The sequence below is a fragment of the Faecalibacterium sp. 7 genome, from assembly GCF_049562865.1.
Lineage (GTDB): Bacteria > Bacillota > Clostridia > Oscillospirales > Ruminococcaceae > Faecalibacterium > Faecalibacterium wellingii.
On the sequence record NZ_CP186911.1, the window covers coordinates 3079120 to 3100915 of the forward strand.

Here is a 21796-nt window from a genome sequence, read left to right on the forward strand (position 1 = left end):
CTTACCCCTCCTTTGCGACCTTCCACTGCACCGAGGCCTGATAGTCCTGCCACATCCGGGCAAACAGGCCGTTCTGCGCGCACAGTTCGTCCTTTGTGCCGGATTCCACAATCTGCCCATCCTGCACCACATAGATGCAGTCGGCGTTGGCTACGGTGGACAGACGGTGTGCGATCATCAGCACGGTTTTGCCCTTGGCAAGCTGAGCAAAGGCTGCCTGCACCTTTGCTTCATTGTCCGGGTCGGCAAAAGCGGTGGCCTCGTCAAGCAGCAGGATGGGCGCATTTTTCAGCATGGCGCGGGCAATGGCAATGCGCTGCTGCTCGCCGCCGGACAGATACACGCCTTTTGTGCCAATGACGGTATGGATGCCCTCCGGGAACTTTTCCACGATATCCATGCACTGTGCAGCTTTCAGCGCCGCCAGCACCTCGGCTTCGGTGGCCTGCGCTCTGCCCAGCCGGACGTTGTCCAGAATGCTGCCCTTGAGCAGGCGGCTGTTCTGGAACACAAAGGAGATGGTGTCCATCAACTCTTCCTTGGGGATGTCCCGCACATCCGCTCCGCCCACCCGGACGCTGCCGCTCTGCACATCAAAGAACCGGCAAATCAGGTTTGCCAGTGTGGATTTGCCGCCGCCGGAGGGGCCAACGAAAGCCACCATCTGACCCGGCTGAATTTTCAGCGAAACGCCCTTGATAACATCCGTTTTGCCATCATAGCTGAAATGCACATCCTTCAGGGACACAGAGGCATCTTTCGGATGCCGCGGATGATCGTTTTCTGGCACAGGTTCCGCATCCAGAACCGAATCCACACGAGCCAACGCATCTGCCACAACGAGTTCATTTTCGCTCATGTACATGATGCGGGTCAGGGTCAGGGAGATTACCGGGGTAATGATGATGTAGAACAGCAGGTTCAGCAGAAATTCCGAAGTCACACCGTTCCGGGTGAACAGAAGCCCACCTACAATCAAGAAAGCAAACACACCGTTGATTGCGGCAGTATAGAGCATCATCGGCATCCGCAGCTCTTTGGTGTAGGCAATGACCCACTTTTCGTACTCATCAATGGTCGCTTTGAATTTTTTGAACGAAAAGACGGATTGCCCGAAGGTCTTGACTACCGGGATGCCGCGGACATACTCCACGGCCTCGTTAGACATTGATTCCAACGCATTACCGTATTGCCGCATTTTGTCTGCCATCCGCCTTCCTGTCATGGCGGACATGATGACGAAGCCCAGTGCCACCGGAACGAGACTCAGCAGACCCAGCCGCCAGTCGAACACAAGCAAAAGAACCAACAGACCTATGGGTGTTGCCATTGCATTATATTTGTCCGGCAGCTGATGGGCGAGAAATGTCTCCGCTGCGCCAGTACTCTCGTGGATGATCTTGCGCAGCTTACCGCTGCCAAACGTCTCCGTAAAGCCCAGCGGCAGTGTGGCAAGGTGTTCGGAAACCTCCAGCCGCAGATTGGTCGCCACCCGGAACGCCGACAGATGGGAGCACATCAGTGCCGCAATGTAAATGAGGTAAGCCAGCACCGCAAACAGCACTGCCATCCAGCCGTAATGGGGGATGTTCACCGCCTGCGCATAGTCCGGCGCGGCGTTCAACACATCCCGCAGGATCTTCCAGATGTACACAAAAGGCACCAGCGCCACCAGCGCACTGACCGCAGACAGCACCCACGAAGCGTAGGTGAAATATCGGTAGTTCCCGGCGTAGCCCATCAGCCGGGAAAGATCGGACTGTTTTTTCACGGAAAGACCTCCTTCAAATCAGATTGCGGCAAAAATGTGCTGTGGTATTTCAACTCCACAGCACATTCTGCGTTTTAACCCGCCAGATTTTCGGTGCAGAACAGCTCAATGCAGTTGTCGATCATCGTCTGGTCACAGTCGGTGGAAATGCCGGAGGCCAGCCAGTAAGCATATTCGCCTGTATCGTACTGGCTCAGAGCTTCTGCATCCGAACCATAGCGAAACTCAATATGGTAAGTTTCCGCACTGGTGTCCGGCGCAAGGAAGAAGTAGGTGAACTCGCCGGAATCGGCATCATCGCTTTGAAACTCATACAGCCCACGCACAGGCTCCATGCCAATATAGTGATAGGTATGGGAGAACAGCACATTGCCGTCCTTATCGGTGCCGGAAATGGTAGAAGTTTCACCATCGAAGGTCAAGATCGCAAGGCTATTGGTAAAGCCGCAGAAATAGGCTCCGCCGCCGTTGGCATACGCTTTGACTGCATCTTCGCCGTAAACATCACCTGTCACCATAGAGGACAGCTTCTCAAAAGCAGCTTCGGCATTGTCCTCGCCCACGAGAGCGGTACAATCATCCAGCCATGTCTGCTTATATTCGTCCGCCAGAATCACCGGCCACAGTTCCTGATAGCTGCCCGTTAGGTCGTTCAGCAACTGTGCAGCGGCAGCTTCGTTTTCATCCACAGCAGAAGAGGCGGTCTCTTCTACGGAAGAAACAGTGCTTTCTGCGGCAGAACTTGCAGAAACGGGAACAGAGCTCGCCGTGCCGCTGCTGCAGCCAACCAGAAGAGAAGCAGACAGAGCTAGCACAGCAGCTGCACTCAGAATTCTTTTCATCAAACGCATTATCAATTTCCTCCACAAAATCAGAATATCGGCGTTAGTTTCAACTAATCGCGATACTGATTTTACTGGAACCGGACTTTCTGCGCAAGAACCAAATCGACAGAATCTATCCAATCGGACGCATCTTCCGATACTCCGTAGGCGTCATGCCGGCTGCTTCCCGAAATGCAGAAGAAAACTTATTCGGATTTTCGTACCCGACCCGATGGGCGATTTCAGCAACCGTGCAATCGGTTTCGAGTAGTAGCTTCTGTGCCAGCTGCAGCCGGTACTCTTTCTGATACGCATAGACCGAGCTTCCGTAAATGCCTTTGAAACAGCTTTTTAATGCCGTAGGCGAAAGGCCGACCTCCTGTGCAAGCTGTTCGATTGTACGGCGAACTGTCAGTTCCTGCGTGAGAAGAGCCGCAGCCTGCTTCACGCACTCCACCTGATGCTGATTGAAATACTCTGTCTGCTGCACATCTTCCCTGTTTTTCAGCCGGGTCAGAATATGCAGCAACTCCAGCACTTTCAGCCGAAGATAGCCAGTGTCCGGCACAGAATGCGCTGTGTAAAGCTCTGAAAAAATATGGGCAATGGTCGGTTCTGACCGCAGGATACAGCAGCGGTTTTCCGTGCAGATGTACCGCCGTATGACATCAAGGTCTACGCCGTACCATTCCATTTGTTTCCGCATTTCCGGCGAAATCGCATCCAGATCCAGTAGGATGGTGATGCCGTGGTAGTGCCGCAGCGGAAAGCAGGAGGACGACTTTTTGCGCGCTGCTGCACAGACGGCAAAGTCCCCTGCCGCCAGATAGCAGCAGCTATTTGCCCCAAAACTGCACTCGTAACGCCCCACGCGGCAGTGGTTGATCTCAATGACATTCCGCATTGGTGCCGTGGCTTCCTCAAAGAATGCAAGGTGCATATCGTTATAATACAGCTCTGCACCCAAAAACAGTGGACAGATGGTCATACTCCCGCTCCCCGTTCCGTTGGAGAACACGACGGTGCGGGGCATCGCCGTGGAAGCAGTTTGCTCCGGGGGAAGATCAAAAAATGATTTATACATAGCCATTCTCTTTTCCTGAAGATTCGATTTTTCTTACTGATTCGCAGACGTGAACTGTCAAATTCCATTTCTCTGCAAAAATGTTTCCATCAAATCAAGATAACGTTCCGCCTGAACAACGAAGCCCACATGACCGCCCGGAACATTGTGAATCTCCGCATCCAGTTTCCGGAACAGATCTGCGAACCGTTTCTGATTTTCCTTTTTGAAAATGTCATTTTCCGGGAGGAGGATCAGTATCCTCCCCCGCAGATATTCAAAATCATTTGCTTGGAAAGGCGGGTAATCCTTCAGCATATATACACACCGGAAGCTATGGATGCACTTTCTGCAAAAAACACAGACAATTCAGCAATCGCTGTCATCCTGCGAGGTGCGCAGAGTGCTTTTTCTCATACACCGCAGCCGCGATGCACCAGCGGATAAACTGCTTTGTTTCTTCTTTCTTCATTTTCTTCGCTTCCTGTTCGTAATCATAATAGCCAAAAGCGTTCCAGCTCCGACGCAAGCAGCGCTGGATGATTGATGATCTCGCCATGGCCGAAACCGGTGAAGCAGCGGACGATCAGGCTCGGATATGCCGTCCGCAGCCGCTGGATGGCCTTTTTCATGTGCCCTTCTTTTTCTCCGTACCAACAGGCGACCTTTGCATCGGGCTGTACCAAAAAGTCCGTTCGATAGAGATAAAGTCCTGCCTCCCAAGTGGCCCGGACGGATTCCAAGCTGATATGATCCGGGATACGGCGGAGCATAGTCTGCATTCCCTGCTCCGTCTGCCCCATAAAGCGCAGCGCCCATGCAGGCATGTACTTTTCGTGTGCCGTTCGATATTGCTTTTGCGGCATGACCTTCAAAATCAGTCGATTCAGCACTCCGAAATCCAGATACTCCGGCCCGCTGAGGATCATCCGATCGATCTGAACGGTTGGGGAAGCCTTCAGAAAAACAGCCGGTCCGCAGCCCAGCGACTCTGCAAAAAGCAGATCCAACTGTCCGTCAAGCTCTTTTTCAATATAAGCCGCCAACTTGTCCGCCTGATCCCGGGCAGTCGTGTAGGTCGTTTCACCGGTTCCATCAAAGCCGTCGAAGCTGACGGCATACACGCAGAATTTCCTTTCCAGCAGTGGGATCAAATCCTCAAACTGCTGCCAGCACATAAGATTTCCGTGCAGCAGCATCATGGTCTTTCCCTCTATATTGCCGAATCGTTTGATTTCCATACCAATCTGCCTCCCCGCTATTTTTTGACCTTCATGCAAAAATCGCAGCGATCATTTCCGCGCCCCAGCGTCATGCTTCTCTCCCAGATCAGCTTCGGATGCAGCCCGGTATAGCTGATGTCATCACTGTCGCAAAAGCAGCGGCACAGCTCCGGGCATCCGTATTCTGTGCAGGTGTCGTGATAGGGACACTTCATCATATCCACACGCCAGACGCCACTGCCGGTCTGCAGTTCTTTTGGGGCAAAGCCCGCCGCCGGGCCGAAAATGCTCCGGGTGGATTTGACGAAAACGCCGGGAACAAGGCGGTAAAGCCCCGGTATGTGCAGCAGGGCGGCAAGCTGTTTGTGGCTCGTTCTCGCCAAGCGCTCCACATAGCCGTGAACGGTTTGCAGTGCCTCCTCTTTCGGCATGACCCGCTGCAAGGTTTCGTAGGCCGCAATGCCCGGTAAGATCTGCCGCTTGAGGTGGTACTGCTTTTCCTTGCTTGCACCCGCGTTTTCAGCCAGCAGCGCATTCAGGCGTGCATCAAAAGCAGCGTTCAGCTGCTTTGCCTGCGCGGGAAAGCGTTGCGCCGCAGTCTCCCGAAAGTCACGGGAAAGATAGGTTTCCTTCGCCTTCATCGTCCGTCACCCCTTCTTTTTGTACCCGCAGTCGCAGTAGGGTCCGCCGGAGGCAAGGGTATACTGCCGCACAAAATTTGTCACACCGCCCGCTTCGCTCATGGTGTAGTCCAGATGGCACAGGGCAGGGGTCAGATCGTACAGACCCAGTTCCTTCATCAGCACACAGATGCCGCATTTGGTAAAGCGTCCCTCGTAGCCGCTGCCATCCGGGTATTCGTAAAACTCCATGTTCCACGAGTAGGGGTTGCGGTCGGCGGCTTTCAGAGTGGCGGTTGCCTTCATAGCGGCAATGTCCTTTGCGGTAAACTTGCTTTTTCCGCTCTTGCGGCAGAACCACTGCATGGGCGCTGTCATCATGGATTTTGCGTAGTAATCCGTCAGCCTGTCCACCTCCGGACGCTGCGGCATGGAGAGGATGAACGCGCCGAGCATTGCGCAGTTGACGATGTTCATTTTGAAGCGGTCGGCCTTTTCAAACTCCGGCAGCCTGCGGATGATCTGCCGGTATTGCGGCTTTGCCTTTTTCGTGATGGTTCTTGCGGTGGCTGCATCATAGCCCAGCACAGCGGTCAGTTGTTTTTGAAAGGAGCCTGAAAACAGCACCCACATTCCAAAAGGCATCCCGGCGTATTTCATTGCAGATACCTCCCGGCTTCCGTTTCCAGTGCCTGCCATACCGGGTAGGCTGCGCCATGTTCATCAAAAAATTTCTTGAGGTCCCGGTTCAGCGCGCTCATTTCGTCGATGGCGTTCATAGCATGGTCGGAGGCGCAGAGCTTGCCCAGCGAAGTGGCACACATCAGCTTGAAAAAGCGCAGGCAGGTCTTGCGGTACTTTTCCCCTTCAAAGTCCGCATCCTCCTTGGGCAGAATGGTGTGCCCGGCATCCCGGATGGCGCGGTATCCCTCGATGTTGGCATCCAGCACACGGTTCAGGTACGCAGTATCTCCCCTGAGCTTTTTCAGGTCGCCGTCTGTCTTATAGCAGGCGAAGGCCGCAGGCATCACAAACGCGGCATGGCAGAGCAGATAGTCCTCCATGTTCGGCTCGTAAACAACCTTATATTTTGTGCCGTGGAAGATGCGCCCGATCAGCTGTTTATTGGAGATTGCACCCGGCAGCTGTCCGATGGTGATCTTTTTCAGGTCGATGGAGACCACCCGGTCAGCCTCCCGATGCCCGGCAGAAAGCGCAAAGGCAAACAGGACGTTCTTTTCCGGCAGCGCCGCCGCCAGCGCCCTCGCCTGCACATTGTTCCCCACAAAAACGATGTTCTTCGTCCGGTTCGCCCGCAGCGTGTCCAGAACGGAATCCAGCTGTGTATAGCGCAGGACCACAAAGATCACATCGTACATTGCATCCGGTGCAAGCTCCGTCACCACCGGAATGCGGCTGACCGAGGTGCGGAGCGAAAATTTGTCCTTGATCCGCAGGCCGTTCTGCCTGATCTCCGCAGCCCAGTTTCCCCGCGCAAGCAGAGTGACATCCTTTCCGGCGCGCAGCAGATTTCTTGCCAGATTGCACCCCAGAACGCCTGCACCATATACCAGAATTTTCATTTCTTGCCTCCAAATCCGATCTTCACGATCTGCATTTTCATCCCGTTGTCCCCGACCTTAGCGAGAAACCGGAAAAAGCCGCTGACGGAAGGGTCTTTCAAATCGTTGTACCCCAGCATATAGCCCCGGCTGGATACCTGCAAACGGTTGTCCCATGGGGTAAAGATGCACCATCCCAACAGCCCCTTTGCGGATGCCCACGGCACAGACAAGAAACAGCAAAGCCCCCAACCCAAGACCTTCCAGAATCACCTGTAAAAGCATTACTTGTTCCTCCTGTATCCGTTTTCATCCCGGTATTCGGGATGTTCCTTTGCATACGGGTCTTGATCGCCGCAGATGGTATAGTCGCATCGGCAGCCGTCCACGCAGGTGGTCGTCCGCACGAGCTTGGCATGGAGCAGCTCCATCGCTGCAAAATCCACATTGCACAGGGCGGGCATAATGTCCGCAAATCCGAACCGCTTAGCAAATTCCGCCGCCGGACACGCCGTAAATTCATAATAGATGGGCTTGCTGTTTTCGTAAGGCGTAACATCCATCTCGTAATCATGCCATGTGTCACAGTGCTTTTGAGCAGTGCTGAATGCCCGATACATCAACTTTTTCCAGAATGGCTTGTTGATGTCAACGAAGCGCAGCTTCCGGAAGGACGGCAGGATCAGATTTTCTTCTATCTCTTCCATTTCGCGGAATGTGACCACATCCCGGCACACATCGTAAAAGCACATGATGGCGATGCAGTCGTAGGTGCCGCCTACGCCGTTGTGAAAATTCTTTTTACCGCCGAGGTCGGTGCGCCACTTGGAAAGAAGCTCTGCGTATCTCAGCTGCACCTGCTCCCAGACCGCCTCGCGCTCCACCTCCGGATAGTGCAGAGTGATTTTCGCCAGAATTTCCTTTTTGCAGGGTTTGGAATATAGCACATGGCAGCTACGGTCAATTTGTAATTCGCTGTCCCTCATCTTCCCACGCCTTTCAGAAAACCGCTCTTTGCATTTTCTTCGGTGTCGTCCGATTCGTCGTAGGCATCATAGGGTGCCGATGGGTCGTGGGCTCTTTTTTTGAAAGGCGAGCACAGCTCATTTTTGTGCGCAAAGGCAAACTCCATGTTGTCCGTCCAGCCGGTGTGGCCGGTAATAAACAGCGGATGCAGTCCGCGTTTTTTCAGCTTTTTCTCCAGCAGTGCCAGAGACTTCACTGCCAGCTTGTTATCCTCTGCCAGCGCAGAAATAAAGCTGTAGCCGCCGTCCGCGCCAAACCACAGCGTGTCGCCGGTAAAAAGGTACTTATCGTCAATGAGGTAGACCACATGTCCCCATGTATGACCGGGAACCAGAAAACACTTGATCCTGACGCCGTCAATGTCAAGTACCTGCCCATCGTGCAGCAGTACCTTTTCGTTGTTGATCGTGACTTGCGGCAATTTATAGAGATGATAGATGACTTTTCGCCGCACCTCGCCGGTGAGATACTGATTCTCGATCTCGCCGATGTAAAGATTCGCATTCCGGAACAGCCCCGGACTGTCTGCTTCCACCGCACCCACATGGTCGGTGTCCTGATGGGTGATAAGGATATGGTGTATCGACTTCGGATCAATCCCAAGCCAGCTCATTTTTTCGGCAAGGCGGTCGTAGTTATATCCCGCATCGACCATAATGGTCGTATCGCCTTTGCGGTAGAAGAAGATGTTCGCCACCCATTCGCGCACGCAGGCAACATTCTTGTCGATCCAGCCGGTGTTCAATGGCTTGAAGATTTCCTTGCCCCGGTACATCCAGCTCATTGCTTTTCTTTGAAATTCCGTTGCCTTTTTCGACATAATCGCACCTCATTTCTGTGCTGTGATGCACAGCCAGCCCTTTTTATTTTTGTGGTTCTGGATCTTACAAAATCCTGCTTGCTCCAGATACATTTTACCGTTCACAATGCAACGCTTTTTACCAGATGCGCCCACTGCTCCGGGTGACAGGCCAGCAATTCCTCGTGCTGCAAGTTCTGCTCATGGAGAACAGGATGTGCAAAATGCTGCTGATACCGGGCACGATATTTTGCGCCCATTTTCAGGGCGTAAAAAATATGGATCTCGGTACCGGGCACATGGATCTTATCCGGCAGCGGAGTGATAAGATCGGAGTAGAACTGATTTTTACAGCTCTGCATGGTCACATAAGGGCGGGCCCCACCGAACATTTTCAGAAAGGCTTTGACATAATCCCCCGACTCTCTGGCACGCTTATCCAGACGCTTTTGGAGAAATTTCGCCTTAATCTTTCCGTCTCGCACCACAGGGTAGATCAATGGCAGCAGAAAATCCGTCTGCAAGTTTGCCGTCAGCGGCGATGCCTGATCCAAATCGGAGCTACCCAGAATGCCGTAGTCCATGTGGATGTTCTGCCGCGCCGCCAGCAGCCCCACAAACGAGCCGCCCAGAGAGCAGCCGTAGGCCGCCCGGATGCGACCGCCGCAGTGGGTCTTGAGGTAGGCCTCGATTTTTTCGGTCTCCTCCAGCATGGTGGGAAATTCAGTCTGTTCAGTCTCATCAAAGCCATCGTAGCTGACGCACAGCACCCGGAAGCTGTCAGCCAGAAGCGGGATCACCGCACCGAAATTGCTTTTCCAATGGCAACAGGTGCCCGGCAGCAGCAACAGCACCGGGGCATCCTCTGCACCAAATGTGTAGATTTTCATCGTGATACGTTCCTTCTCTATTTATTTTCCACCTGTAAATAGAAGAGATATATTTCTTCGTATAGGGCAGAGTTATGAGTTAGGTAAAGCTAACTTTCAGCCTTGTAAAAAGCCGCTTCTCAGCGGTCCTTCTGCCAAAATAATACGCCCTGCTGTCTCCTCTGTCAAGGAGTTTAGGCATTTTCGGAGATTTTGAAAAAGATTTCGTTATTGGAGCTTCCCCTGCGGCATAGAGGAGGCAAAACGTTTCCCGCATCGAAAAAATTTCGTCCCTGTAAACTTGTCTGTTTCTGCTTGGCAACGCCCGGTGGGAGTGCTATTTTTACTTTGTGAATTTGTTTTGCCTAACCATCTGAGGGGTTTTTCCCCTGCATTTTTTTGCATCGATTGTTAGACAATGGTCAAAAATGCAACATCCTGTTGCTGCCGGCAATAGAAAAATCTACCGCAGACAGAAAAGGGGGGTTGTTCTGATTCACATAGCGTATTTTTTCCTAAAGCTACAAGATGTGTCATACTTTTCTTGCTTCACTTCAATAAATTTTTCAAAACCCTCTTGACGCATTCTACATGCCGTGGTATTTTTCTTGTAAATCCCATTGATTTTGTGGATTGGTTCAAATTCATCCACAAGATGTAGTCGTGTTCATTTTGAACACAGCCACAGAAAGTGGTTGGTTATCACCGTGAGACCCACCACTTCAGTGAGGGAAAGTCCGCAAAAGAATTTACCGCCCCGCAACACACCCGATTCATTTTGCCGCTGTTTCACCCGACAAAATCCATCGCTATGCTGCATGGGCGGTATTTTTCTTTTATGGGAAACGCACCTTGAAAATCTCATGAGCCGACCGAACGTGATACCGACTTTTCGTCAACGCCGCTGCACAAACAGGGGCAGGAACTGCGTTCGGAGCAAACGGTGACCCACATACATGAGCAGCACAACCTCTACTTATTTTTTTGCGCCTTAACAATTCGGAAACAATTACCCAGAAACGGTTTTGAGCGCAGCGGTAGAGGGCAAGAACCGTCCCGTGGCCACAAATTTTCAATTCTTGAAAATTTTCTGTCCATCCGGGACTTCACTTCTACAATGCGTCTGCATTTCCGAAGTGATCTTGTTGGGGCGTGCCTGCCCCAAACCCTGCTCATGGTTCGCACCTGACGGTGCGAACAGCAACGGCGTGTCGTGCTTACATAACTTCACCGAGGAGTTATCGAACAGACAGGAGGTACAATGACCAAAACGAATGTTCAATCGACCCCTAGCAATTCCCAGCACCACGACACGCCGAACATCAAAACGCACGTCATCAAGTTCCGGGTAACGGAAAATGAAAAACTGGAACTCGAATGTACTGCAAAACTCCTGAATCTCTCCCTCTCCACTTTTATCCGCCGTGCCATCCACAATGTCAAGATCGAGAAAACAGTCATCGTTGCCGACGGCGGAGAAGAAGCCTTGACCGCCGTTTCCACCCTGCTTGCTCAGTGCAGCAAGGTGGGCACCAACCTCAACCAGCTTGCAAGGCACTTCAACTCCGGCGGTGCAGACACCGAGCAGATTCGGGCGAAACTCCTTGACGAACTTGCAGACCTGACCGCATTTCGGCTCAACGCCGAGAAAGTTCTAGGTGAACTGTATGGCAACGCTCAAGCATATCGCCTCTAAAAACTCGGACTACACCGCCATCGAAGCGTACCTCGTTTACCAGCATGATGCGTTCACTGGAAAGCAACTTCTGGATGAACAAGGCAGACCGAAGCTGCGGGAATCCTACCTGCTCGATACCCTTGAGTGCGGCGCTTTCTCGTTTGCAACGGCCTGCCTGCTGGCAAACCGCAAGTATGGCAAGAACACCCAGCATGGTGATATCAAGAGCCACCAGTATATCATCAGCTTTGACCCACGAGATGCAGCCGACAACAGCTTGACCATGGAAAAGGCACAGGCACTTGGCCTGAAATTCTGCGAAGAAAACTTCCCCGGTCATCCTGCCATCGTCTGCACTCACCCGGATGGACACAACCATTCGGGAAACATCCATGTCCACATCGTGATCGGCAGCGTCCGAACACGAGAAGTGGAGCGTAAGCCCTATATGCAGAAGCCCCGCGATTGGCGTGAGGGTATGAAGCACTCCAGCACCGCCCAGACCATGCGACACCTCCGTGTCGAGGTCATGGAGCTGTGCGAGGGTGCCGGACTGTACCAGATCGACCTGCTCAACGGCTCGAAGGAGCGCGTGAGCGAAGCCGAGTATTGGGCAAGACGGCGTGGGCAGCAGAAGCTCGACCTTGCAAACGCAGCCCTTGCCGCAGCTGGACAACAGCCCAAGCAGAAGAAGTTTGAAACCGTAAAAGATACCCTGCGGAAACAGATTTCTTCGGTGTTGTACCGTGCTACCAGCTTTGAAGATTTTTCCGACAGGCTCTTGCAGCAGTACGGCATTGCCGTCAAGGAAAGCCGTGGACGACTCAGTTATTTGCCTTCCGGCAGAACGAAGTTTATCCGAGCGAAACATCTCGGTGACAAGTTCGATAAGGCGGCAGTGCTTGCTACGTTGCAGGCAAACGCCGAACGCAAGCCCAAGGCGCAGTTCAAGCAAGATACCATCGGGAAACTGATTGACATTCAGGCAAAGCTGGCCGCGGGCAAGGGCACAGGCTATGAGCGTTGGGCAAAGAAGTACAACCTCAAAGCCATGGCACAAACTCTGATCCTCTTGCAGGAAAAAGATTTGCTCAACGAGGACACCCTGAACCAGCGCATCGCCGAACTGGAAACCAAGTACCACGACGCACTGGCAGTGGTGAAAGACCTCGAAGGTCGCATGAAATTCAGCAAAGAGCTGCGCTATCACATCGCAGCCTACACCAGCACCAAGAATGTTGCACAGCAGTTAAAGACTGCCAAACGACCCGCAGCCTTTGAGGAACAGCATCGTGCAGAGCTGACAGCGTACCGGGCGGCAGCAGCCTATTTCAAGGCAAACAACCTCACCAAGCTGCCCAGCCCGAAAAAGCTGGAAGCCGAGTATGCGCAGCTGGCATCCGAAAAGGCAAAGTTCTACGAGCAGTACAAGGAATCTAAAGAGGAACTGCTCAAACTGAAAACCGCAAAGCAGAATGTTGCGTCCTTTTTCCGGGAGGAAGAACAGACGCAGCAGGAGAGATAAAGGAGTGTGCGTATGATCAATCTGAAAATCGACCCGGAGTTTCAGTCCCAGATTCCCCCTCTGACCGATGATGAATTTAAGCAGCTTGAAGAAAATATCCTGAAAGAGGGCAAGCTGCTCTCTCCTTTGATCGTTTGGAACAACACCCTTGTTGACGGCCACAATCGTTATGAAATCGTTCAGAAGCATCCCGAAATCTCTTTCTCCACCATGCCGCTCCCGTTTGAAAGCCGGGAAGAAGTCCTCGCTTGGATCTGCAAAAATCAACTGGGGCGGCGCAATCTGACCCCGGAGCAGAAGAAGTTCCTCATTGGAAAGCAGTACAGTGTGGAACATCGGAAGCCCGGTGGAAACGGCAACAACCAGCACACGGCTGCTGCCAAGAAAACCGCCCCGGAGGAATTGTGTCAAATTGACACAATTCCTCCCGCCTCTGCGGAAGCGAGCATCCGCAAGCAGATTGCAGAGCGGAACAACGTCAGTGAATCTTACGTTGTCCGATCTGAGAAGTTCATGCGCGGCGTAGAGATTATGGAACAGATGGTGCCCGGTATGCAGGAGAAAATCCTGTCCGGGCAATTCAAAGTCCGTGATGCCGATATGCACCGCCTCGCTAGAGCTGATTTTCCGAACCGCAAGCAGATCGTGCACGAGATTCTGCACCCGGAAGACCGTCCCGCTCCGCAGTCGAGCTACTCACACTACTCTGGAATCAACTACTCCGCGCTGGAGGTTGCTGTCCGGCGGATTCAGCAGGACTTTGATTTTTTGATGAGATACTTGCCTAAGCTACCGGACGATTCCTACGCCAAAACTGAAACTCTAAAAATCCTCAAGCAGCACAAAGCGTATATGGCACAGTTTGAAGAAATGCTGAACGATGAAAAAATCGCATAACGACAGGCACTTGTAAGCCATCAACGAGCCACCAGCCGCATGTGCAGGGCGGAAAACATCCGCGCCCTTGCGCCTGATAAGAATTGGAACTTTGATTTTCTCGCCCGGCTTTGCCACGGTGGGACGATCAAAGGAGCGTGCGTTTGAACAAAAAGAAAAAGTCCACAAACATTTCCCCTTACCCCGATGATGTCATCGACCGTCTGGCACGGGCGTTCTACCCGGCCATCCTTGCCTGTTGGAACAGCGAGGAAGGGCAAAGAGAGTTTGCCGCGTGGCAGGCTGAACAGGCTCATAATGCAAACAACGAAAAACAGGAAGTTCCCGCTGGGGAACTCCCTGTTGTACATATCGCTATCGTCTGTGGTCTTTTGCAGGGTGCGTCCTATTCAGGGGCGCACCCTGTTTTTTGTTTTGCCCTTAATCTTCTAGCCCATGGCTCCCGGTTACGTTTTTCAAGTATTCTTCTAGATTGCCGTTCAGAATCAAATCCGCATAGCCCAGTGGGTCATTGTAAATAAGGTAATCCAGCTCCGTCTGCTGCGCCATGGTCACATCCAGCGCATCCTCGACCCCGGTGCAGTCGATAGAAACCTTTCTGCCATCCCGGAGCAACAGCTCCACGCAGCTGGTGTCCATGTTGAAATGACAAGCTCTTGCATCGTACTTCATGTTTGTGTCCTTTCCGCCTTACGGCACTCTTACCGTGGTCTGTCGTGCTTTTTTGTGATAAGGTCTAGGACGTTTTTCGATGGAAGCAAGGGATTCGTTCTGTTTTCCGAAGAATACAAAAAATCCGAACCCTTCTCCTATCGGAAAAAAGTTCGGATTTTGTTGATGTGGTGCACCTCCAGGGACTCGAACCCTGGGCCCACTGATTAAGAGAAACCAACGTGCAACAATCGTCAATTTCCAGAGTTGCGTAAAATCGTTATTTTTATCGTTTCACCGTAAATTTGCATTTTGCATCTGCTGCATTCTTTGCACCTGTTATCCCCTCTTGCATCCGTTATCCAGCCGTTCCGGTGTGCAAAAAGTGTGCAAAAATGTGCAGAGCCAAAATCAGCTCCTTAAACAGGCATTGAGTTTTTATGCAAAGCCGGAAAAACGGCCGGGTTCAAGCTCGACACGGCAGCTACAATCTTGCCTGTTCAGACTAAGCATCAAATGTACATCAACAACTACGATTCATGGCAGGGATTTGGACAACTGCGATCTCTTATAAATCCAAAGCAGCTCTTTCTATGTGGACTTTTCTGGGTGGAAACACCTAAAAGGTTCACATTTTTTATTTTACCGGCAGCCAGACCGTTGTTTTTGCCCCGCAGGGGGTGTTCTGCCCGAACACTGCCGTGCCGCCATGGGCGGCGGCGATCTGCTGCACTACATACAGGCCAAGGATATGAGGCGCATTTTCGGCAGGCTCCGCAGCGTTCAGTGCCACCAGAACGGCAGCCGGATAGCCAATACCGTCATCTGCCACGGTCAGGCAGAAGCGCTCCCCTACCTGCCGGGTGTGCACGGTAATGTTCACCGGCTTTGGGTTATGCCGGACGCTGTTGTTCAGCAGATTTTCCAGCAGCCGTGCCAGCAGCGCCTCATCCACCGAAAGCACTGTCTGCTCTGCTGGTTCTTCCTGTTCCAGTGTGACCTCGCAGCGCTCTGCCAGCGGGCTTTCGCAAAACTGCGCCACCAGCTGCCGGAACAGCGGCCCTGCCCGGAGGTCTTTCCGGCGCAGGGGTTGGGCACCGTATTCCAGCTTACTGGTCAGGTTCAGGTCATCAATGAGGGTGCGCAGCTTTTCGCACTGGGTGCGGATTCCGGTCGCTTTCTGCCGGGAGCTGTCCGGCAAAAGCGTATCCTGTTCTAGCTGCTCCGCCCAGCCTAAGATCAGAGCCAGCGGGGTGCGCACGTCATGGCTGACCCCTGCGATCCACTGGGTGCGGGCGTTGTCCCGCCGGGAAAGCATCTCATTTTTGGCTTGCAGCTGCGCCCCGGTCTGGTTCAGCTTTTCTGCCAGTTCCCCGGCAAAACCGTCGGTAGGCAGCCGGACGGTCTGCCCCTGCGCCAGTGCATCCAGACCGTTTGCCACGGTCTCCAGCCGCTTTGCCCCCCGCCAGCTCAACCAGAAGCAGAGAACCAGACCCAGCAGCAGCATTCCCAGCGCTGCCGCCGGGAGCACCCGCACCATGCTCAGGGCAAAGTCCGGTGAGCTGTAAATGCTGTACTTCCACAGGCTCCCCTTTGGCAGCCCGATGACGAACAGTCCATAGGGTTCTGTCCAGCAGAACACCGGGTAATCCGCCAGATACCAGCGGGCAAATTTGGCGATATCGCCGGGAGTGTAGGCATGGTTCAGATCCTGCGGCAGGCCGTAGCTCCAGCGGATGTTTCCCACATCGTCCAGCACCATCGCCCACTCGTAGCCATTCATCCATTCCTGCGGGGTGCGTTCTGCCCCAAAGGCAAGCCCTTCTGCCGTTTCCACCATGGAATCCGCGATTTCGCTGGAGGAGTACTCCCGCTGCGGCAAGCGGCAACTCTCCTGCCAACCCAGCCAGCACAGCACTGCAACACCGGAAAACAACAACAGCAGAACGATGCCCACCGCCGCCAGCACATACCGCCGGATCAGGCGCACAAAGGTTTTCATGCTTCTTCCCCCTTTGTCAGCTTATAGCCAATGCCCCGCACCGTCCGCAGAAACTGCGGTGCACCGGGTTCGGCTTCCAGCTTCTCCCGCAGATGCCGGATATGTACCCCCAGACTGTTCTCGTAGCCATAGTAATCTGCGCCCCAGACCGCCGCACAAAGAGCATCGTAGGTAACGATGTGTCCCCGGTTCTCTGCCAATTTCCGCAGCAGCGCCAGCTCGGTAGCGGTCAGCGTCAGTGTTTTGCCCTCCGGCAGGGTAACAATGGCATCATTCAGGTCTACGCACCGCTCCCCCAGCTGCAAAGGTGCCGGTTTTGTACGGGACAGCTCTGCCCGGTACGCCCGCTGCAAAATATGCTGCACCCGCAGCAGCAGCTCCTGCATCAGAAAAGGCTTGGTCAGGTAGTCATCTGCGCCAAGACCCAGCCCGAACAGACGGTCGGCATCCGCATCCCGTGCGGAGAGGAACAGCGCCGGGACATCCGCTTTTGCCCGCAGCGCCCGGAACAGCGAAAATCCATCCCCATCCGGCAGGTTGATATCCAAAATCATCAGCTCCGGCTGCTCTGCCGCAACACAGGCGCGGGCAGCGGCGCAGCTTTGGGCCGTCCTGATATGGCCATATCCTGCGCCCCGCAGCTGCTCACACAGCAGTGCCAGCAGCTCGGCGTTGTCGTCCACGATGAGAAGCTTTGCATCATAAATGGTATCCATAAGGGCAGTTCTCCTTTCCCGCCTTTACTATACCACACTTTTTGCGCCGCAGCGGAAAACACCTGCAAATTTAAGGGGAATTTAAGCTGGCCTTCCGGTCAGTTTAAGGCAGCGGGTGTATTCTGGCATCGTTCCGAAAACCATGAATGCGAAAGGAGACCATTTATGAAACCTGTGATTGAGACCCATGCCCTTTGCAAAAGCTACCATGGCCGTCCGGTGGTGGATCATTTGAACCTGACTGTCCCGGAGGGCTGTGTTTACGGATTTTTAGGCCCTAACGGTGCGGGCAAATCCACCACCATGAAGATGCTGCTGGGGCTTGTACACCCCACCGGCGGCAGTGTGGAACTGCTGGGACACACCCTGAACGAAGCAAACCGCATCGCTCTGCTGCGGCAGACCGGCAGTCTGATCGAATCCCCATCCGGTTACCTGCACCTGACTGCCCGGGAAAACCTTTCCATCGTGGCTGACTTGAAAGACGTGGACCGGAAGGACATCAGCCGGGTGCTGGAGATCGTGCACCTGACCAAAGACGCTGACCGGAAGGTGGGGCAGTATTCCCTTGGCATGAAGCAGCGGCTGGGCATTGCCATGGCGCTGCTGGGCAGCCCCAAACTGCTGATCTTGGACGAACCTACGAATGGTCTGGACCCGGCGGGTATTCAGGAGATGCGCAGTCTGATTGCTTCCATGCCCCAGACCACCGGAGCCACCGTGCTGATCTCCAGCCACCTGCTGGGCGAGATCGAGCAGATGGTGGATCAGGTGGGCATCCTGAACCACGGCAGGCTGCTGTTCGAGGGTTCTCTGCAGCAACTGCAAAAGCACAGCCGGGGCGGCATTCTGCTGCGGGTGCTGGACGCACCCAAAGCCGCAGCCGTCCTGCAGCAGCAGGGAGTAAAAGCCGCTGCACCGGCAGACCAGCCGGACACCCTGCAGCTTCCCCCGCTGCCGGACGAAGCGCTAGCGGCACTGGTCTGTACCCTTGCCGAAAGCGGCGTGGGTGTGGTTGGCCTGACGGCACAGACAAAGAGCCTTGAGGATATCTTCCTCAGCCTGACCCAGACCAGCGGGGAGGTGGCGTAAGATGGCAGCTTTCCGTGCAGAACTGCAAAAAGCCCACCGTAGGCATGACCTTGCTCTCTGCCTGCTCATCCCCGGCATTGTCGTGCTATGGGTGGGCGGCCTTGCCCCGGCAGACCCGGAGGAGCTTGCCAACGGTTACAGCGCCCTGCTTTACAGCCTGCCCGTCATTGAAGCCATTCTGATGCCGGTGATGATGGCAGTGCTGGCCTCCCGGCTGTGGGATATGGAGATCAAAGGCAACACCGCCAAGCTGCTCTACACCCTGCAGAGCCGCCGCAGCCTGTTTGCAAGCAAGGCGGTCTTTGGGGTGCTGGAGGTGCTGTTGGTCACGGTGCTGGAGCTGGCCTGTGTTCCGGTGCTGGGGCGTGTCCATGGTTATACCGAAGCCTTTCCCACTGGGCAGCTATGCTATCTGTTCGTCTGCACGCTGACTGTGGACACAATGCTCTTCTTTGGAGAATTTCTGCTGATGTTGTGGGTAGGCAATCCCCTGCCGGCGCTCTGCGTGGGCATCGTAGGGGCGCTGGTGGGGCTGTTCTCTGCTTTTATGCCGCCGCTTGCCAGTTATTTTGTGCCCTTTGGGTACTACATCCCTCTGAGCGCCTACGAAGTGGCGAACTGGGACAAGGCCACCCACACCGTCACCTACGGCACCCGCCCCTTCAACTGGGGGCTGCTGGCCTTTACCCTTGCGCTGGGCGCAGTACTGTTTGCCCTTGCGTGGCGCAAGGTACAGGACGAGGAGGTATAAAACCATGCTGAAACGCTGTATTCTTGCGGAGAACCGCAAACTCCACGCATCCCCCATCTGGGCAATGTTCTTTGTGCTGCCCATTCTTTCGGCCACCTACGGTACTTTCAATTATCTGCAAAATCTTGAGATCCTCACCGACGGCTGGTACAGCCTGTGGACCCAGCACACCCTGTTTTATTCCATGCTTTTCTTCCCTGCCATGGTCGCCACCTATGCTGCCTACTTGTGGCGGCTGGAACATCTGGGGCACAACTGGAACCTGATCATGGCAAGCCCCGTACCGCCGCTGGACCTGTTTGCCGCAAAGTTTGCGGTGGTGACAAAGCTGGCGCTGCTGACCCACGGCTTTGTGTTCGCGCTGTTCGTGTTCTGCGGCAAGGTATTTGCCCACCTGCCCGGGCTGCCGCCGGTCACCTTACCTCTGTTTTTACTGCGGGGACTGCTGGGTGCGTTGGCTGTCATTGCCGCACAGCTGGTGCTGGCCATGGTCATCCGCAGCTTTGCTGTGCCCATTTTTCTGGGGCTTCTGGGCGGCATTACCGGCATCTTTATCAGCTCCAAGGGGCATGGGCTGTTGTGGCCCTATTCCCTGATGCAACTCGGTATGAACTCCAACAAAAGTGCGGATGCTCTGGCTGGCAGCTACGGGCTGTTTGCCTTCAGCTGCATCTTCTGGCTGGGGACGATGTTCCTTCTGGCATGGCTGCTTTTGCGCCGGGAGGATGTGCGGGCATAAAATAGAAATCTGCGTATCTGCTCCTGTCAAGAGGGCTGGCACCGTCCAGCCCTCTCTCTTTTTGCCAAAGTTTCCCTCGTTTTTTCTTGCAAGCTGCCGAAATCAGCACATCTTCAAAGTTTTTTGTTGACACACTGCGATTTTTGTGGTAATCTATCCCAACAATTGAATATAACATATTTTTACATATTCGTTCAGACCCTGCGGGGCTGAACATTTTGGCTTTCAGCCGTTACATAACCGACTAGCATGACCTTCCAGAAAAAGCGAAGGCAGGGCTGGTCTGTTTTGTGACGGCTTTTTTGTTGCCGTTTTGCCCGCGTTGGACCTTGAAAACCGCATGACCGTCTGCATGGGATACCCGGCGATGACCCTGAGAAGGAGAGCCGGAAAACGCCGCCGGAAGGGGGCAGGAACACCATGCAGGGAGAACGGCAATTCACCTCATGTGGTCAAAATGAGCACATGAGGTGAAACGGACGTTTATCTACTCGTTGCGGCAGGAGAAATCAATGTAGACAAATTGTCCACATTGATTTGCCGTAACCCAAAGGACGTTTATCCACCTGTTGCAGCAGAGAAAATCCATGTGGCCAAATTGACCACATGGATAAGCCGCAGCACCGAAGAAAGGATGTGTGCCTATGGGAAACAACTTTACCCCCGCATGGATCAAGAAAGGCTTCTTCAACGAATCTATCTTCTGTGACGATTTTCTCAGCACCCACCAGTTCCTCTATGTGAATGGCGCATTTTTCACCCCGGAAGGCAGGGTCACAGACACCATGAACCTGCGCTGTGAAATTTTCGATATGCTGCGAGACCATATCGGCGCAAATATCGCCAAACGGGTCAGCAATGTCGTGGACGTACTGAAGCTGGCGGCACAGGTGGAGGACTTCCCGCCCATCACCGACCGCATTGCGCTGGCAAACGGCACCCTGTATCTGGACGGCACCTTTCAGGAAGGCAAGCCGGAGATCGTCCGCAACCGGCTCCCGGTCAAATATGACCCGAAAGCCGCCCAGCCCGTCCACTGGCTGCGGTTCCTGTCCGACCTGCTCTACCCGGAGGACATTCCCACGGTGCAGGAGTTCATCGGCTACTGCCTGATCCCCAGCAACAAGGGGCAGCGCATGATGGTCATCAAGGGCAGCGGCGGTGAGGGTAAGTCGCAAATCGGCGTGGTGCTGTCCCGGCTGTTCGGCTGCAACATGAAGGATGGCAACATCGGCAAAATCTCGGAGAACCGCTTTGCCCGTGCCGATCTAGAGCACACCCTGCTCTGTGTGGACGATGATATGCGGATGGAAGCCCTGCGCCAGACCAACTATGTCAAGTCCATCGTGACCGCACAGGGGCAGATGGACTTGGAGCGCAAGGGCAAGCAGAGCTATCAGGGTTGGATGTACGCCCGCCTGCTGGCGTTCAGCAATGGCGATTTGCAGGCATTGTATGACCGCTCGGACGGTTTCTACCGTCGTCAGCTCATCTTGACCACCAAGGATAAGCCCCTGTCTCGTGTGGATGACCCGGACATTGCCGAGAAGATGGCGGCAGAGGTCGAGGGCATCCTGCTGTGGGCATTTGAGGGCTTGCAGCGGCTGGTGAAGAATGGCTTCCAGTTCACCGAGAGTGACCGTACCAAGCGCAACCGGGAACTGGTGAAGCGGGACAACAACAATGTGTTTGATTTCCTTGAATCCGAGGGCTACATCCGCCTGAAGGCGGATGCCTGCACCAGCTCGAAAGAGCTGTATGAGGTCTATCGAATGTGGTGTGAGGAGAACAGCCTGAATGCGATCAAGGCACGAGGGTTCAGCGATGCGCTGATCGCCAACCAGCGCAGGTATAATCTGGAATCCACCAACAACATCGTCAACTCGTCCGGGCGGAGAGTCCGAGGCTTTGTGGGCATCGAAGCCCTTGTGCAGCCCGACCTCACCCCCAATGGCTGGCGGGCATGACCCGCTTTTGATCCCCCTATA

22 protein-coding genes and 1 pseudogene are annotated in these 21796 nt (G+C 54.0%); 7 read left to right on the top strand and 16 right to left on the bottom strand.

Annotated features, from left to right (window positions below):
- Nucleotide 1 precedes the first annotated feature (1 nt).
- The 12 genes and pseudogenes from ACKXF7_RS15400 to ACKXF7_RS15455 form a co-directional block, all read right to left on the bottom strand.
- A complete protein-coding gene (locus tag ACKXF7_RS15400; RefSeq protein WP_179859046.1) occupies nt 2–1771 on the bottom strand; it encodes an ABC transporter ATP-binding protein in 1770 nt (589 codons plus the stop codon).
- A 74-nt stretch (nt 1772–1845) separates the two neighbouring features.
- Nucleotides 1846–2460: a hypothetical protein gene (locus ACKXF7_RS15405; protein WP_005927524.1), complete on the bottom strand. Its 615-nt coding sequence runs from the start codon at nt 2458–2460 to the stop codon at nt 1846–1848.
- 268 nt (nt 2461–2728) lie between these two features.
- Complete coding sequence (locus ACKXF7_RS15410; protein WP_254281857.1) at nt 2729–3583, bottom strand: helix-turn-helix domain-containing protein; 855 nt, start codon at nt 3581–3583, stop codon at nt 2729–2731.
- Nucleotides 3584–3736: 153 nt separating this feature from the next.
- A complete protein-coding gene (locus ACKXF7_RS15415) occupies nt 3737–3976 on the bottom strand; it encodes a hypothetical protein (protein ID WP_423741794.1) in 240 nt (79 codons plus the stop codon).
- Between the two features lie 176 nt (nt 3977–4152).
- Nucleotides 4153–4899, bottom strand: a complete 747-nt coding sequence (locus tag ACKXF7_RS15420; protein WP_423741795.1) for an alpha/beta fold hydrolase — start codon at nt 4897–4899, stop codon at nt 4153–4155.
- Between the two features lie 17 nt (nt 4900–4916).
- A complete protein-coding gene (locus ACKXF7_RS15425) occupies nt 4917–5522 on the bottom strand; it encodes an L-2-amino-thiazoline-4-carboxylic acid hydrolase (protein ID WP_423741796.1) in 606 nt (201 codons plus the stop codon).
- 6 nt (nt 5523–5528) lie between these two features.
- Nucleotides 5529–6161 carry an L-2-amino-thiazoline-4-carboxylic acid hydrolase gene (locus ACKXF7_RS15430; RefSeq protein WP_423741797.1) on the bottom strand — a complete coding sequence of 211 codons (633 nt, stop codon included), beginning with the start codon at nt 6159–6161 and terminating at the stop codon, nt 5529–5531.
- The gene (locus ACKXF7_RS15435; RefSeq protein WP_423741798.1) at nt 6158–7084 is read right to left on the bottom strand and encodes a ketopantoate reductase family protein; all 927 of its coding nucleotides are present in this window, start codon (nt 7082–7084) and stop codon (nt 6158–6160) included. Before ACKXF7_RS15435 ends, ACKXF7_RS15430 begins: the two co-directional genes overlap by 4 nt.
- Nucleotides 7081–7245 (bottom strand): annotated as a pseudogene (locus ACKXF7_RS15440) (class I SAM-dependent methyltransferase); the annotation flags it as partial. The pseudogene ACKXF7_RS15440 and the gene ACKXF7_RS15435, both read right to left, overlap by 4 nt.
- A 102-nt stretch (nt 7246–7347) precedes the next feature.
- A complete protein-coding gene (locus tag ACKXF7_RS15445; protein ID WP_348584015.1) occupies nt 7348–8049 on the bottom strand; it encodes an L-2-amino-thiazoline-4-carboxylic acid hydrolase in 702 nt (233 codons plus the stop codon).
- Complete coding sequence (locus ACKXF7_RS15450) at nt 8046–8909, bottom strand: MBL fold metallo-hydrolase (protein WP_423741799.1); 864 nt, start codon at nt 8907–8909, stop codon at nt 8046–8048. The genes ACKXF7_RS15445 and ACKXF7_RS15450 overlap by 4 nt, the downstream gene beginning before the upstream one ends.
- 101 nt (nt 8910–9010) lie before the next feature.
- On the bottom strand, nt 9011–9778 hold the full coding sequence (locus ACKXF7_RS15455) for an alpha/beta fold hydrolase (RefSeq protein WP_423741800.1): 768 nt from the start codon (nt 9776–9778) through the stop codon (nt 9011–9013).
- Between the two features lie 1240 nt (nt 9779–11018).
- Between ACKXF7_RS15455 and ACKXF7_RS15460 the strand changes: the two genes are divergently transcribed.
- From ACKXF7_RS15460 to ACKXF7_RS15470, 3 genes are read left to right on the top strand one after another with little or no spacing between them, the layout of a single operon-like run.
- Nucleotides 11019–11453 (top strand): plasmid mobilization protein, encoded by a 435-nt coding sequence (locus tag ACKXF7_RS15460; protein ID WP_423741801.1) that lies wholly within the window; start codon nt 11019–11021, stop codon nt 11451–11453.
- On the top strand, nt 11425–12960 hold the full coding sequence (locus ACKXF7_RS15465; RefSeq protein ID WP_423741802.1) for a relaxase/mobilization nuclease domain-containing protein: 1536 nt from the start codon (nt 11425–11427) through the stop codon (nt 12958–12960). Before ACKXF7_RS15460 ends, ACKXF7_RS15465 begins: the two co-directional genes overlap by 29 nt.
- 12 nt (nt 12961–12972) lie before the next feature.
- A complete protein-coding gene (locus ACKXF7_RS15470; RefSeq protein WP_423741803.1) occupies nt 12973–13857 on the top strand; it encodes a hypothetical protein in 885 nt (294 codons plus the stop codon).
- 20 nt (nt 13858–13877) lie between these two features.
- On the opposite strand, the gene ACKXF7_RS15475 is transcribed toward ACKXF7_RS15470, so the two are convergent.
- From ACKXF7_RS15475 to ACKXF7_RS15490, 4 genes are all read right to left on the bottom strand, one after another.
- Complete coding sequence (locus tag ACKXF7_RS15475; RefSeq protein WP_423741804.1) at nt 13878–14207, bottom strand: hypothetical protein; 330 nt, start codon at nt 14205–14207, stop codon at nt 13878–13880.
- 70 nt (nt 14208–14277) lie between these two features.
- A complete protein-coding gene (locus ACKXF7_RS15480; RefSeq protein ID WP_097779817.1) occupies nt 14278–14529 on the bottom strand; it encodes a DUF6061 family protein in 252 nt (83 codons plus the stop codon).
- A 616-nt stretch (nt 14530–15145) separates the two neighbouring features.
- Nucleotides 15146–16510 (bottom strand): sensor histidine kinase, encoded by a 1365-nt coding sequence (locus tag ACKXF7_RS15485; protein WP_120021014.1) that lies wholly within the window; start codon nt 16508–16510, stop codon nt 15146–15148.
- Nucleotides 16507–17226: a response regulator transcription factor gene (locus tag ACKXF7_RS15490; RefSeq protein ID WP_120021015.1), complete on the bottom strand. Its 720-nt coding sequence runs from the start codon at nt 17224–17226 to the stop codon at nt 16507–16509. Before ACKXF7_RS15490 ends, ACKXF7_RS15485 begins: the two co-directional genes overlap by 4 nt.
- Before the next feature lie 165 nt (nt 17227–17391).
- Between ACKXF7_RS15490 and ACKXF7_RS15495 the strand changes: the two genes are divergently transcribed.
- The 4 genes from ACKXF7_RS15495 (at nt 17392) to ACKXF7_RS15510 (ending at nt 21775) form a co-directional block, all read left to right on the top strand.
- Nucleotides 17392–18318, top strand: coding sequence for an ABC transporter ATP-binding protein (locus tag ACKXF7_RS15495; protein ID WP_120021016.1), 927 nt, complete (start codon nt 17392–17394; stop codon nt 18316–18318).
- Between the two features lies 1 nt (nt 18319).
- Nucleotides 18320–19069: an ABC transporter permease gene (locus ACKXF7_RS15500; protein ID WP_120021017.1), complete on the top strand. Its 750-nt coding sequence runs from the start codon at nt 18320–18322 to the stop codon at nt 19067–19069.
- 4 nt (nt 19070–19073) lie between these two features.
- Nucleotides 19074–19808 carry an ABC transporter permease gene (locus ACKXF7_RS15505; protein ID WP_097779986.1) on the top strand — a complete coding sequence of 245 codons (735 nt, stop codon included), beginning with the start codon at nt 19074–19076 and terminating at the stop codon, nt 19806–19808.
- A 644-nt stretch (nt 19809–20452) separates the two neighbouring features.
- Complete coding sequence (locus tag ACKXF7_RS15510) at nt 20453–21775, top strand: DNA primase family protein (RefSeq protein WP_120021018.1); 1323 nt, start codon at nt 20453–20455, stop codon at nt 21773–21775.
- Nucleotides 21776–21796: the final 21 nt, after the last annotated feature.